The organism is Paraburkholderia sp. BR14320, assembly GCF_040948665.1.
In the GTDB taxonomy this organism is placed as follows: Bacteria; Pseudomonadota; Gammaproteobacteria; order Burkholderiales; family Burkholderiaceae; genus Paraburkholderia; species Paraburkholderia youngii.
Window position 1 is genome coordinate 40,358 of the sequence record NZ_JBFPKG010000021.1, and the last position, 12,638, is coordinate 52,995.

General features: G+C 64.6%; 11 protein-coding genes. 6 read left to right on the forward strand and 5 right to left on the reverse strand.

The features are described 5' to 3' along the window. Positions 1–93 precede the first annotated feature (93 nt). On the reverse strand, positions 94–1,098 hold the full coding sequence (locus tag AB3X89_RS20165; RefSeq protein WP_368584828.1) for an arabinose ABC transporter substrate-binding protein: 1,005 nt from the start codon (positions 1,096–1,098) through the stop codon (positions 94–96). 178 nt (positions 1,099–1,276) lie between these two features. After that, entirely contained in the window at positions 1,277–2,725 is a 1,449-nt protein-coding gene (locus tag AB3X89_RS20170) for an aldehyde dehydrogenase family protein (protein WP_368584829.1), read from the reverse strand. Positions 2,726–2,897: 172 nt separating this feature from the next. On the opposite strand from AB3X89_RS20170, the gene AB3X89_RS20175 reads away from it, so the two are divergent. Beyond that, the gene (locus AB3X89_RS20175; RefSeq protein ID WP_368584831.1) at positions 2,898–3,875 is read left to right on the forward strand and encodes a LysR family transcriptional regulator; all 978 of its coding nucleotides are present in this window, start codon (positions 2,898–2,900) and stop codon (positions 3,873–3,875) included. Between the two features lie 142 nt (positions 3,876–4,017). Further along, the gene (locus AB3X89_RS20180) at positions 4,018–4,572 is read left to right on the forward strand and encodes a YaeQ family protein (protein ID WP_368584882.1); all 555 of its coding nucleotides are present in this window, start codon (positions 4,018–4,020) and stop codon (positions 4,570–4,572) included. Positions 4,573–4,615: 43 nt separating this feature from the next. Here the strand turns inward: AB3X89_RS20180 and AB3X89_RS20185 are convergent, their stop codons facing one another. Further along, entirely contained in the window at positions 4,616–5,041 is a 426-nt protein-coding gene (locus AB3X89_RS20185) for a VOC family protein (protein ID WP_368584832.1), read from the reverse strand. A gap of 435 nt (positions 5,042–5,476) precedes the next feature. Between AB3X89_RS20185 and ada the strand changes: the two genes are divergently transcribed. The 4 genes from ada to AB3X89_RS20205 all read left to right on the forward strand — a co-directional run bounded on the left by ada (position 5,477) and on the right by AB3X89_RS20205 (position 10,127). Continuing rightward, positions 5,477–6,637: a bifunctional DNA-binding transcriptional regulator/O6-methylguanine-DNA methyltransferase Ada gene (gene ada / locus AB3X89_RS20190; protein ID WP_368584883.1), complete on the forward strand. Its 1,161-nt coding sequence runs from the start codon at positions 5,477–5,479 to the stop codon at positions 6,635–6,637. Next, the gene (locus AB3X89_RS20195) at positions 6,634–7,554 is read left to right on the forward strand and encodes a DNA-3-methyladenine glycosylase (RefSeq protein WP_368584833.1); all 921 of its coding nucleotides are present in this window, start codon (positions 6,634–6,636) and stop codon (positions 7,552–7,554) included. The genes ada and AB3X89_RS20195 overlap by 4 nt, the downstream gene beginning before the upstream one ends. Before the next feature lie 218 nt (positions 7,555–7,772). Beyond that, a complete protein-coding gene (gshA, locus tag AB3X89_RS20200) occupies positions 7,773–9,389 on the forward strand; it encodes a glutamate--cysteine ligase (protein WP_368584834.1) in 1,617 nt (538 codons plus the stop codon). Between the two features lie 222 nt (positions 9,390–9,611). After that, positions 9,612–10,127, forward strand: coding sequence for a hypothetical protein (locus AB3X89_RS20205; RefSeq protein ID WP_368584835.1), 516 nt, complete (start codon positions 9,612–9,614; stop codon positions 10,125–10,127). 49 nt (positions 10,128–10,176) lie between these two features. Here AB3X89_RS20205 and AB3X89_RS20210 read toward each other — a convergent pair whose 3' ends face one another. Continuing rightward, on the reverse strand, positions 10,177–11,739 hold the full coding sequence (locus tag AB3X89_RS20210) for a DHA2 family efflux MFS transporter permease subunit (RefSeq protein ID WP_368584836.1): 1,563 nt from the start codon (positions 11,737–11,739) through the stop codon (positions 10,177–10,179). A 212-nt stretch (positions 11,740–11,951) separates the two neighbouring features. Beyond that, positions 11,952–12,458 (reverse strand): MarR family winged helix-turn-helix transcriptional regulator, encoded by a 507-nt coding sequence (locus tag AB3X89_RS20215; protein ID WP_368584837.1) that lies wholly within the window; start codon positions 12,456–12,458, stop codon positions 11,952–11,954. Positions 12,459–12,638 lie beyond the last annotated feature (180 nt).

A 12,638-nucleotide genomic window follows, 5' to 3' on the forward strand; every position in this document is an offset into this window, starting at 1 on the left:
CGGAAAAACCTCGAACGGATGGAACCAGAGCGGGCCACGCTCACGCTAAACGCAACGCGCGATGCGGCCCGCCGTCTGCTGCGAGAACTTCGCTTAAATACCCAGTTCCTTGCGCACGTCCTGCCAGTTGCTGCGGACCATCAGCTTGCCGGTAGTCTGCGTATCGGCGGGCGGCTGCTTGCCGTCCTTGATCCATTCGACGAGGTTTTCAGTGCTCTCCTTGCCGTGGTTCGTCGAGCTGACCGCGATCGTGCCGTAGAAGCCCGTCGGTTCCTTCTTCTGGAATTCGGCGAACGCCTCGCCCGCGCCGTTGATGCCGACGCCGATCACGTCCGTGCCCGGAATGTGCAGCTGTTCGGTCGCGCGCACGCCGCCGAGCACGCTTTCTTCATTGAGCGCGAAGATCACCCACTTCTTGATGTTCGGATGCTGCGCGAGCACCGGCGACACCGCGTTGAAGCCGCCTTCGTCGTCGGTGGTTTTCTGCGGCGCGTCGAAGATGTTTTCCTTCTTGAAGCCGCCGGCGAGCAGCGACTGGGTCGCACCGTCGGTGCGCAGCTTCGCGGTCGGCAGTTCGTAGTCGGTGATGCGCAGCGCGCCGACTTCCTCTGGCTTCCAGCCGCGGCGCTTCATTTCCTCGGAGATCGCCGTGCCGACCTGATTGCCGATCTTGAACGCCGACATGCCGAGGTGCGGCACGTTCGCAAGCGGCTTGCCGGTCGAATCGACCAGTTGGTCGTCGACGGTCACGAACTTCATGTTGTAGCGCTTCGCGCGTGCCTGAATCGCCGGACCGAGGCGCACGTCGGGCGCGCAGATCACGAAGCCCTTCGCGCCTTGCGCGCCGAGGTTGTCGATCGCGGCCAGCACTTTTTCGCCGTCGGGCGTACCGATGTTGACGACCGAGAATCCGTCCTTCTGGCCGAGAGCGGTCGCGGCTTTCTGTTCGTTGATGAACCACGCCTGTTCCGGCATCTTCACGAGGAAGCCGACTTTGAGCGGCTCATCCGCATGCGCGGACAGTTGCGCGGCAAACGGGGCGGCGAGGGCGGCGGCGGCCATCGCGGTCAGAGTCAAACGGCGAAGCTTGCTGGTCATCTACTGTCTCCTGAGGTTGAAAAGCTGCATTGATGTCGTGGTAGTTGCAGCGGGGTAACGCGGGCGGCGTCAGCCGACGCGCGGATCTGGTTGGATCTGGGCTCGGCAGGCCGGGCGATTCGTAAAGCGGGACGCACGGCCAGGGGCACGGCGAAAAACGTGGTGCGGCTCATCGGTGCTAGCCCGCCACGTAAGCCGTTTTCACGGCGGTCCAGAACGCGGCATCGCTCGCGCCATAGGCCGACGCCTTGCGTCCGCCGCCGGGTCCGTGATGCTCGACGGCCGTGGTCGGCAGGTTGATCGTGACGAGACCGCTCTGCACGTGGCGGCGAAAATGCCGCGCGCGTTCGAGCGAGCGCGTGCAGATGCCTGCGCACAATCCGTAGGTGGTGTCGTTCGCGAGATGCAGCGCGTGTTCATAATCGTCCGCGCGCAGCACGACCGCGAGCGGCCCGAAAATTTCTTCGCGCGCGATGCGATGCTCGGGTTCGCCGATAAACAGCGCCGGCTCGAAAAAATAGCCGCGCGTCGCGCGCTCCAGCTGCCGTCCGCCGCGCAGCAACTGCGCGCCTTCCTGCTCGCCGATGCGCACGTATTCGAGATTGCGTTCGAGCTGCGTGGCGTTCGCCACCGGGCCGACGTCGGTGCCGTGCTTCAGCGCGTGATCGACGCTGAGTTTCGCGAGCTTTGCCTGCAATGCGTCGACGAATTGCGCGAACACCGCGCGTTCGACGATCAGCCGCGCGGCCGCGGTGCTGCGCTGGCCCGTCGCGCTGAAGGCGCCGGTCAGCGCCGCATCGACCGCGCCGTCGAGATTGGCGTCGGCCAGCACGACGAACGGATTCTTGCCGCCCATCTCGAGTTGCACCCGCGCCTGGCGCGTCGCGGCAGCCTGCAGCACACGCGTGCCGGTATCGGACGAACCGGTAAAGCTGATCGCGGCGACGAGCGGATGCGCGACGATTCGCGCACCGACTTTGCGGCCGCTGCCCATCACGAGGTTGAACACACCGGCCGGCAAGCCCGCGCGACTGATGATCGACGCAAGCGCCGCCGCACAGGCCGGCACCGATTCGGCCGGCTTGTAGACGACGCAGTTGCCGTGCGCGAGCGCGGCACCGATCTTCGCCGCGGCGATCGCGAGCGGCGCGCTCCACGGCGTGATGACGCCGACCACGCCGAGCGGCTCGCGCGTCACGTCGATTTCGACGCCGGCACGCGCGGACGCGAGCGGTTCGGCGAACGCGCGCAGCGCTTCGGCCGCGAACAGCTTGAACAGTTGCCCCGCGCGCGTCGCCTCGGCGAGCGCCTCGGGCAGCACCCTGCCGACTTCACGCGCGAGCAGGCGCGCCAGTTCGTCGCGGCGCGCGAGCATTTCGCTGCCGATCGCGTCGAGCGCGTCGGCGCGGCGCTGCGCGGAGGCGAGCGACCAGTCGCGAAACGCCGCGTGCGCGGCCTCGATCGCGCTGTCGGTCTGCCGCACGTCGGCGCGCACGTATTCGCCGACGGGTTCGTCCAGATCCGACGGATTGAGCGACACGCCCGCGGTCGCACCCGTCTCCCATCCGCCATTGATGTAATGGCGAAACGGGCTGGTAACGAGCGGGACGAGCGGATCGCGGTTCATCGGCGGAAAAGGCGCACCGGAAGTTCACAAAAGTCCACGAATGGTATGAGCCGTCCCAATAACTTTCCAATCCCTTTTTTGGCCTCTCCGATATCAGTTTCGATATGGCATCATGGGAACTTCGGACGAAGAACGTACAAACATCGCTCATAAAAACCTGGAGACCCCTGCGATGACGCGTAGCTATTCGAACTGGTTCGTGCGTGCGCGGCTGAAGACGCGCCAGTTGCTGCTGCTTGCCGCGATGGAGGAGGAGGGCAACGTGCGCCGCGCGGCCGACGTGCTCGGCATGACACAGCCGGCCGCGTCGCGCTTGTTGAAAGAGCTCGAGGACATGCTCGGCGTGAGTCTGTTCGACCGCACGCCGCACGGTATGCACGCGACGCTGTATGGCGAGGTGATGATCCGCCACGCGCGCATGGTGCTGTCGAACCTGAGCCAGGCGCACGACGAAATCTCGGCGCTGCGCTCGGGGCTCGCCGGTCAGGTTCGCATCGGCGTGATCGCGGCGGCCGCCGCGACGATGGTGCCGCGCGCGATCGCGAGCGTGAAGGAGCGTTATCCGCAGCTGCAGATCTGGACCGAGGTCGAGACCTCCGACGTGATGCTGCCGCGGCTCGCCGAAGGCGAGCTCGACATCATGATCGGCCGCGTGCTCGAACGGCATAACCAGTTCAAGACCGACGTGCGCTACGAACCGCTCGCCGACGAACCGCTGTGCGTGGTCGCGCGTCCCGGCCATCCGCTCGAAAACGAAACGGGATTGACGCTGCGCGGTATCGTCAACGCGGCGTGGGTGCTGCATCCGCCGGGAAGCGTGCTGCGCCACCGCTTCGATCTGATGTTTTCGCAGATCGGCCTGAATCCGCCGCAGAACGTCGTCAATACGAACAACTTCCTCGCGATTTCTAGCCTGCTGCTGCAAAGCGACATGTTGGCGGTATTGCCCGATGAAGTGGCGCGTCAGTACCAACAGTACGGGGTGTTGAAACGCGTACCGATCGATTTACCGTGCAGGATGGACACTTTCGGTATTATCACGCGCCAGTCGCACCTGTTGTCTCCGGCGGCCGCCGTCGTGCTCGAGGCGCTGCGGGAGGCGGCTCGCGATGTGTACGGCACCGCCATGGAACCGGTGGTGGCCCGCTAAATGCTTCCTTCTGTGTCAGAGGCACCGGCTGACGGCGCGGGAGGAACAGACGATGTACAGCAAACACAAGAAACGGCAACGCGCCGTCGACGATTCATTTTCGCTGCGCTCCGGTGGAGCGAGCGCCTGGTTTAGCAACGGTATGGCTCTCAAATCGACGATATACAAGGCTGAATTGCAGATCGCGGACATGGACCGGCACTATTACGCCGACCATTCGCTGACGATCGCCCGTCACCCCTCGGAAACCGACGAACGGATGATGGTCCGCGTCGCCGCGTTCGCGCTGTTCGCGCAGGAGCGGCTGGAGTTTTGCAAAGGTTTGTCGGATGTCGACGAGCCGGATCTGTGGGCGAAGGACCTGACCGGCGCGATCGACACCTGGATCGAGGTCGGTCAGCCCGATGAGCGCCGCATCGCGAAGGCGAGCGGCCGCGCCAATCACGTGATCGTGATCGCGTATGGCGGGCGAACCTCGGAAATCTGGTGGCAGGGCGTGCGCAACAAGGTCGAACGGCTGCGCAACGTGACGGTCTGGACGCTCGGCGAGGAAGTCGCGGCATCGCTCGGCTCGCTCGCCGAACGCACGATGCGGCTGCAGTGCACGGTGCAGGACGGCGAAGCCTGGCTCGGCAGTGCCGAAGCCGACGCGGTGAAGATCGACTGGACCGTACTGAAAGCGCCCGCCGACGCGTGATGGAACCGGTCTGAACCGGTTTTGAGCAGTTTCGTTTTCGCTTTCAAAGCGACGTGACTCGCGCCGCCTCGGGCGGCCCCTTCAGTTCGACCATGTTGCCCTCCGGGTCGAACAGATACAGCGACGGTCCGAACCCGTCCGCGCCATAACGCACCCCTTGTTCGCCGAGCCGCGCGCCATGCGCGCTCAGATGCGCCTTCAGCGCGTCGGCGTCGAACGACTCGACGCGCAGACATAGGTGATCCATATTGCGCCCGGTGCCCGCCTCACCGTTTTCCGCCCGATCGAGCTTAGCGCCGACCTGCAGCAGATCGATCAGCGATCGGCCCGCGCGCAGTTGCGTGAGGCCGAGTTCGCGCTGCTCCTTTTCAAGGCTGCAACCGAGTACGTCGCAGTAAAAGCGCGCGAGGGTGTCGACGTGCGTCGCCCGGATCACGACGTGGTCGATCTCGCGAATGTGGATTTTCATGTGGAACGCCCTTTCGCTAGTTCGGAGAACCGATTAGGAAGTGTAGGAGAAAGGGCGGGGGCGGATCGGCGGGCAAAAAAAAGCCCGCTCAAATGGAGCGGGCTGAATCCATATCAGGAGGAGACATGGAGGAGACAGGTACTAATATACACACCGGCTTGGTGCGACGCAATAACTTTTTAAGGGAAAACCCGACATCGTGCGAAATTGTCGCACTTTGAGGCAAAACGCCCGGCCGCGGGGCGTTCCGCGGTGCTTCGGACCGCGGTTTGCCCGGTTTGACCCCACTACGCGTAAGGTCAAGCGCGTCCGAATGACAGAGCAAGAACCGGCGCGTACTGTGTAGCGAACGGGCCTAGATTGATGAGCATCGACACTGACTGCCCATCCGGGCCCCAGGACATCATGAACGCCACCACTCGCAATTCCACCCCGATGCGCACCGCCGCTGACGTCGACGCGGCCCAGTGGCGCACCGACGACGAGCGCTGGGACGCCGTCACCCACCGCGACCAGGATGCCGACGGCGCGTTCTTCTACGCGGTCCGAACGACCGGCGTGTTCTGCCGGCCGTCGTGCGCATCGCGCCAGCCGCGCCGCGAAAACGTCGCCTTCTTCACCGATGCCGCCGCCGCGCGCGCCGCGGGCTTTCGCGATTGCAAGCGCTGCCAGCCCGGCGGCCTGCCACGCGAGCTCGACATCGTCGCGAGGGCATGCGCCGCGCTCGACGCCGATCCGCAGCAGCGTCTCACGCTCTCGCAACTGAGCGACGCCGTGCACGTGAGCCCGTTCCATTTGCAGCGCCTGTTCAAGCGCGTGGTCGGCGTGTCGCCGCGTCAGTACCAGGCGGCACAGCGCGGTGCCGCGCTTCGCGATGCGCTGCAGGGCGGCGCCGATGTCACGCGCGCGACACTCGACGCCGGTTTCGGCTCGCCATCGCGCATGTACGACAGCGCGCCGGCCGAGCTCGGCATGGCGCCGTCCGCTTACCGCCGCAAGGGCGCCGGCCTCACGGTGCGCTATGCGAGCGCGCCGACCTCGCTCGGCTTCGTGCTCGTCGCGGCGACCGATAAGGGCATCTGCAAGATCGGTTTCGGCGACGACACCACGCTGCTGATCGACGAATTGCGCGGCGAGTTCTCGAACGCCGAGCTACGCGAAGACGCCGGGCGGCTCGCGCCGTTCATCGCGCAGATCGACGCGTATCTGCGCGGCACGCGCCAGGACTTCGACCTGCCGCTCGATATCGCGTCGACCGCGTTCAAGCAGCGCGTCTGGGATGCTTTGCGACGCATCCCGTACGGCGAAACGCGCAGCTACTCGCAGATCGCCGAGGCGGTCGGCTCGCCGCGCGCGGTGCGCGCCGTCGCGAGCGCATGCGCGACCAATCCGGTCGCGCTCGCGATTCCTTGCCATCGCGTCGTGCAGAAGGGCGGGGCGCTCGCCGGCTATCGCTGGGGGCTGACGCGCAAGGCCGCGTTGCTCGACAATGAGGCGCAGCACGCAGGCGGCACTCCAGCCGACGACGCGCCGCGCGGCCACGCAAGCCGCACCGATGCCGATTCCCGCCACTCCAAACTGGATCACGCCGCTTGAGCACGCTTAACGACATCGCAACTCTCGAATTACCGTTCAACGCACCGTTCGACTGGCCGCGGCTGCTGCGTTTTTTCAGCGGCCGCGCGACGCCCGGCGTAGAAGCCGTCGAGGATGGCGCGTATCGTCGCGCGATCGACTGGGACGGCGACAGCGGCACACTCAGCGTGCGCTTGCATCCGCGCAAGCGCTGCATCGTCGCGAGCATCGAAGGGCCGGCGAGCCGGCATGCCGACGCGCTCGCCGCGCCGATCGCGAAGATGTTCGATCTGCGCGCCGATCCGAAGAAGATCGCCGCCGGACTCGCCGCGGACCCGTGGCTCGCGCCGCTCGTCGCGGCGGTGCCTGGCCTGCGGGTGCCGGGCGCGTGGTCCGGCTTCGAACTGGTGGTGCGTGCGATCGTCGGTCAGCAGGTCAGCGTGAAGGCCGCGACGACCATCATCGGACGGCTCGTGCAGCGCGCGGGCCAACGCATCGACGGCCATCCGCATGAGAACACCGCGTGGCGTTTTCCGACGCCGGCCGCGCTAGCCGAAGTCGATCTCGCGCAAATCGGCATGCCCGGCAAACGCGTCGCCGCGTTGCAGGGTTTCGCGCGCGCGGTCGCGAGCGGCGACGTGCCGCTCGACAGCAGCGACACCGTCGACGCCGCGAGCCTGCGCGCCGCGTTGCTCGCGCTCGCGGGCATCGGCCCATGGACCGTCGAATACGTCGCGATGCGCGCATGGCGCGATCCCGATGCATGGCCCGCGTCAGATCTCGTGCTGATGCAATCGATCTGTGCGCGCGATCCTTCGCTGATACGGCCCGCACAGCAGCGCACCCGCAGCGACGCATGGCGGCCGTATCGCGCGTACGCCGCGATGCATCTGTGGAACGAGGTAGCGGATCGGGCGGGCGCGGCGCGCGGCGGGTGAGTTGAGCTGAGCGTCGTCACGACGTGCTGATGGCGACGGCGTAGTTCAGCATGACCCCGACATGCGCGCTCAAACCCCGCCGAAGCGGCCGCAAGCAGCCGTTCTGGCGAGATGTTAAAGTGCCCGCTACTGAAAATTCCGCCGAACGTTGTCAGCCGCTGTATCGTCTGTGAATCGTCTGGCGATACACGGCGACCGGCAACGCCCGATTTGCATCAATGCCAAACACCACACCATCCGGCACGACCGACGCGCTTTCGCACCGCCTGTCCGTGCTCGACTCGAGCCCGCAGCGCGATGTGCTGATACGCGGCCTGCGCGGCATCGAAAGGGAAAGCCTGCGCGTCACGCGCGACGGCCAGCTCGCGATGACGCCGCACCCGCGCGCGCTCGGCTCCGCGCTCACGCATCCGTCGCTGACGACCGACTACTCCGAGGCGCTGCTCGAGCTGATCACGCCGGCCGAGCAGGACGCCGCTGAAACGCTCGCGCAGCTCGACGTGCTGCATCGTTTCGTCTATGCGGAGCTCGGCGACGAGATCCTGTGGAACAACTCGATGCCGGGGCTGTTGCCCGCCACCGACGACGGCATTCCGATCGCGCACTACGGCACGTCGAACATCGGCAAGCTGAAGTACGTATACCGGGTCGGCCTCGCGCTGCGCTATGGCCGCACTATGCAGTGCATCGCGGGCATCCACTACAACTATTCGCTGAACGAAGAAGTGTGGCGCGTGCTGCACGCCGATCAGCAATCCACCGCGAACGCGGTCGACTTTCAGTCCGACCGCTACCTCGCGCTGATCCGCAATTTCCGCCGCACGAACTGGCTGCTGATGTATCTGTTCGGCGCGTCGCCGGCGCTCGATCGTCGATTCCTCCGCGATCGCAAACACACGCTCGACACGTTCGACGCCGACACGCTGTATCGCCCGTACGCGACGAGCCTGCGCATGAGCGATCTCGGCTATTCGAACACGACCGCGCAAGCCGCGCTGCACGCCGACTACGACACGCTGCCCGGCTATCTCGACGCGCTCGCGAAAGCCGTGAGCCAGCCATATCCCGCCTACGAGCAGATTGGTACGCAACGCGACGGCGAGTGGGTGCAGATCAACACCAACGTGCTGCAGATCGAAAACGAGTTCTATTCGACGATCCGTCCGAAGCGCGTCACGTATCCGGGTGAGCGGCCGCTACATGCGCTCGCCGTGCGCGGCGTGCAATACGTCGAAGTGCGTTGCATGGACATCGATCCGTTCGAGCCGACCGGCATTTCGCTCGAAACATCGCGCTTTCTCGATGCCTACCTGCTCGTATGCGCGCTCGACGACAGCGCGCCGCTGCCTCCGCCCGCGTACACCGAAGCGAATCAGAACTTCGGCCGCGTGACGATGGAAGGCCGCAAGCCGGGCCTCGAACTGGTTCGCGACGGCAAGCCGATCGCGATGACCGACTGGGCCGACGAATTGCTCGCGAAGATCGACGCGGCGGCGGCCGTGCTCGATAGGTTGAAGGGCGGCGACGAACACGCACGCGCGGTCGCCGCGCAACGCGCGAAGCTCGCGGACGTATCGCTGACGCCATCGGCGCGCGTGCTGCAAACGATGCGTGAGCAGCAACAAAGCTTTCTCGCGTTCGGACTCGCGCAAAGCGAAGCGCACGCCGCGTACTTCCGCGCGCGTCCGCTCGATGCCGAGCAATCCAAGGCGTTTGCGGAGCTCGCGGTGCGATCGCTCGACGAACAGGCGAAGCTCGAACGCGAAGAAGTTGGTTCGTTCGACGCGTTCGTCGCTGCGTATCGCGCCTATACGCTCAATCGCTTCAGTGTCTGAGCGCTCGGACCGCAACAACTCGAGATGTGATCAAGCGGCCCCCGTGGCCGCTTTTTCTTTGTCGTTCGAAACCCGCAAGTAAGCTCTACGGATTGCGCTCTTCGAGCGCGCGCAATCGGCAAATTCTCCACGCGTCGTCGCGATTCTCTGATCTGGGTGAAACACCGCTTCGATGGGGTGGTCCAAAATAATATGACAGGCTCCACAGGGGGAGGTATCGACGTGAAGAACAAAGCTCTGTTGGCCGCACTGTGTCTCGCAGCGACTGCGGGATGCTCAACGCAGGGTCAGGTCAATCCGGACGTCATGCAGATCGCGACCAAGCCATTGACGTGTTCGACCAAGGCCGAATGCGACCTCTGGTGGCAACGGGCGCAATCGTGGGTCGCGAGTCATTCGAAGTACAAGATCGAGACCGCTAACGACTCGCTGATCCAGACCACCGGTCCCGACGGTGGCAAGCGCGCTCTCGCGTTTCAGATCACGCGTGCCTCGGAACCCGATGGCACCGTTACGATCGGCTTTTCCGCGCACTGCGACAGCTCGCTCGGCTGCAAGCCGAATCCTTGGGAAGCCGGTGCGGATTTCAAGCAGTATGTGAGAGGCACCACTGGCACAGCCGCCAGCGCGCCGCAAGGTAGTGCGACGCCATCGCAGAACGCGCCCGATACGACGCATCCGGAGACGATTCCCGGAAAGAGCAGCAGGCTGCCGAATGGCGAGGCGATGTCGCAATAGCTGAAGCTGGCGGCAGCGGCGATGCATTCGCCGCTGCGGCGCGCTTGCTTCAGTGTCCTAGCGAGGGTCCGCTGCCCTTGCGTGGCTTGGTGATCCACACGAGCAACGCCAGCACGATAAACGCCGCGCACGAGATGCGGAAAAAGTCGTTGGTGGCCATCATGTACGCCTGGCTCGTCACTACCTGGTTCAACTGCGCGGTGAGACTGTCGCCGGACAGCCCGGCGCCCGCGAGCGCATTGGTATAGGCGTTGGTGTTGGCCGAATACGTGTTGACCGTATCGGCGAGCATCGCGTGGTGATAGATCGTGTCGTTTTCCCAGAACGTCGTGCTGATCGCAGTGCCGATCGCGCCCGACAACGTGCGGAAAAAGTTCGACAGACCCGACGCGCTCGCCAGGCGCTCGTCGGGCACGCTCGACAGCGTGATCGTCGTCATCGGCACGAAGAAGCATGCGACGCCGATACCCTGCACGAGCCGCGGCAGGATCACGTGGCCGAACGGCACGTCGAGTGTGAACGTCGAGTTCCAGAACGACACGATCGCGAACACGATGAACGCGAAGCTCGCGACCATGCGCAGATTCAGCCGATGCATGTTCTTGCCGATCATCGGCGATAGAAACAACGCGAGGAGTCCAACCGGAGCCGTGGCGAGACCCGCGAGGCCCGCCGTGTAGCCCATCACCGTTTGCAGCCATAGCGGAAAGATCACCACCGAGCCGAAAAACGCCATGAAGCCGAACGAAATGATCACGACGCCAAGCGCGAAATTGCGATCCTTGAACAGCGACAGGTCGACGATCGGTTCATCCTCGGTCAACTCCCACACGAGCAGGAACGCGATCGACACGAGCGCGATCACGGCGAGCGCGACGATGAACGTCGAGTTGAACCAGTCGCGGTCCTTGCCGAGGTCGAGCATCATCTGCAGGCAAGACACGCCGGTCACGAGCAGCACGAGGCCCACCACGTCGATGCGCTGGCGCGTCGCCTGGGTCTCGCGGCCACGCAGCAGCAGATATGCGCAGAACGCCGAGAACAGGCCGATCGGAACGTTGATATAGAAGATCCACGGCCACGTGAAGTTATCGGTGATGTAGCCGCCCATCACCGGGCCGAAGATCGGCGCGCAGATCACGGTCATCGCCCATAAGCCGAGCGCGAGACCGCGTTTCGCGGGCGGGTAGGAGCGCATCAGGATCGTCTGCGACAGCGGCACCATCGGCCCGGACACGAGCCCTTGCACGAGCCGGAAGGCGATCAGCGATTCGAAGTTATGCGCAAAACCGCAGGCCGCCGACGCGATCGTGAACAGCAGCACCGACAGCGTGAAGAGCCGTACCTCGCCGACGCGTCGCGCGAGCCAGCCGGTCAGCGGCACGGCGATCGCCGAGGCGACCGAATACGACGAGATCACCCAGGTGCCCTGACTGGCCGCGACACCGAGACTGCCAGAAATGGTCGGCACCGCGACGTTCGCAATCGACGTGTCGAGCACCTCCATGAAGGTGCCGAGCGCAAGGCCGACGGTCAGCAGCGCGAGCGTGCCGCCTTTGAGTGGGGCCGGTTCGGCTGCGGGCAGCGCGGCGTTGGAAGCCGTGGCATCCATAGGTTGGGTTCTCCTCAGGCGGCAAATGCTTGTCGCGGCAGCTTTATCGGGTGTCCTGGACATACTGCTTACATGCCGCATCACCCTCTGCCCAGACAGATATCTGGTGACAATGGCGCCTTGAAAAGGCGCCTTGTGATTGTCTTGCTAGTACTTCGTGATGAAGCGCCGCCGCCATCCGACGACGACCGCGCCTCGACGCATGCTTCGGCTCATCGCCGCGGCTCGTCCGACGGTGGGGCCGGACCGCAACCCACTTCGGCTTCCCCCTCGGGACCGTTTGCGATGAAACGGGCGAGCAGGTGAATCAGCGTCGCGTGTTCTTCGGCGGTAAAGCCGCGCAGCTGGTCGTTCAGCACGGTCGCGCCTAGGTTCGGCAACTGCCGTGCGGCCTCATGGCCCTGCGGTGTCAGCTCCAGTTTCACCATGCGTCGGTCGTCGTTGCTGCGCGTGCGCACGACGAAGCCTTTCTTTTCCAGACGATCGAGCAGTCGCGTCATTGAGCCGCTGTCGTACGACATCGCGCGCGACAGCTCGAAAGGCGTGCTCGCGCGTCGCGACGACAGCATCAGAATCACGCCGATCTGCTGCGCGGTGAGTCCGAGGGGCTTGACCGCACGGTCCGTGCGCTCGACCAGCACATTGCGCGCTTTCGTCAGGTAGTAGCCAAGACTGCTCGTGAGCTCGACTTCATCCGCTTTGTAGGGGCCATCAACCATGGGGTATCCGAAACATCCACGCAAGACGAAGTTTAGCTGCCTAAGCAGACAAGTCAAATCACATTTTGCGGTGCGCCACCTGGCCAACCTAAAAACAACAGTCGAATCTTTTGCGCGGGACAGTATCTTGAAATTTGCTTGCATAGTCAATATTATGACAAGCAATGAGTTTCGCGCGTC

Coding starts and splice junctions, on each gene's coding strand:
- AB3X89_RS20170 (WP_368584829.1), bottom strand. CDS start 2,725: ATGAACCGCGATCCGCTCGTCCCGCTCGTTACCAGCCCGTTTCGCCAT.
- ada (WP_368584883.1), top strand. CDS start 5,477: ATGCGCACCGCCGCTGACGTCGACGCGGCCCAGTGGCGCACCGACGAC.
- AB3X89_RS20175 (WP_368584831.1), top strand. CDS start 2,898: ATGACGCGTAGCTATTCGAACTGGTTCGTGCGTGCGCGGCTGAAGACG.
- AB3X89_RS20215 (WP_368584837.1), bottom strand. CDS start 12,458: ATGGTTGATGGCCCCTACAAAGCGGATGAAGTCGAGCTCACGAGCAGT.
- gshA (WP_368584834.1), top strand. CDS start 7,773: ATGCCAAACACCACACCATCCGGCACGACCGACGCGCTTTCGCACCGC.
- AB3X89_RS20165 (WP_368584828.1), bottom strand. CDS start 1,098: ATGACCAGCAAGCTTCGCCGTTTGACTCTGACCGCGATGGCCGCCGCC.
- AB3X89_RS20180 (WP_368584882.1), top strand. CDS start 4,018: ATGGCTCTCAAATCGACGATATACAAGGCTGAATTGCAGATCGCGGAC.
- AB3X89_RS20210 (WP_368584836.1), bottom strand. CDS start 11,739: ATGGATGCCACGGCTTCCAACGCCGCGCTGCCCGCAGCCGAACCGGCC.
- AB3X89_RS20185 (WP_368584832.1), bottom strand. CDS start 5,041: ATGAAAATCCACATTCGCGAGATCGACCACGTCGTGATCCGGGCGACG.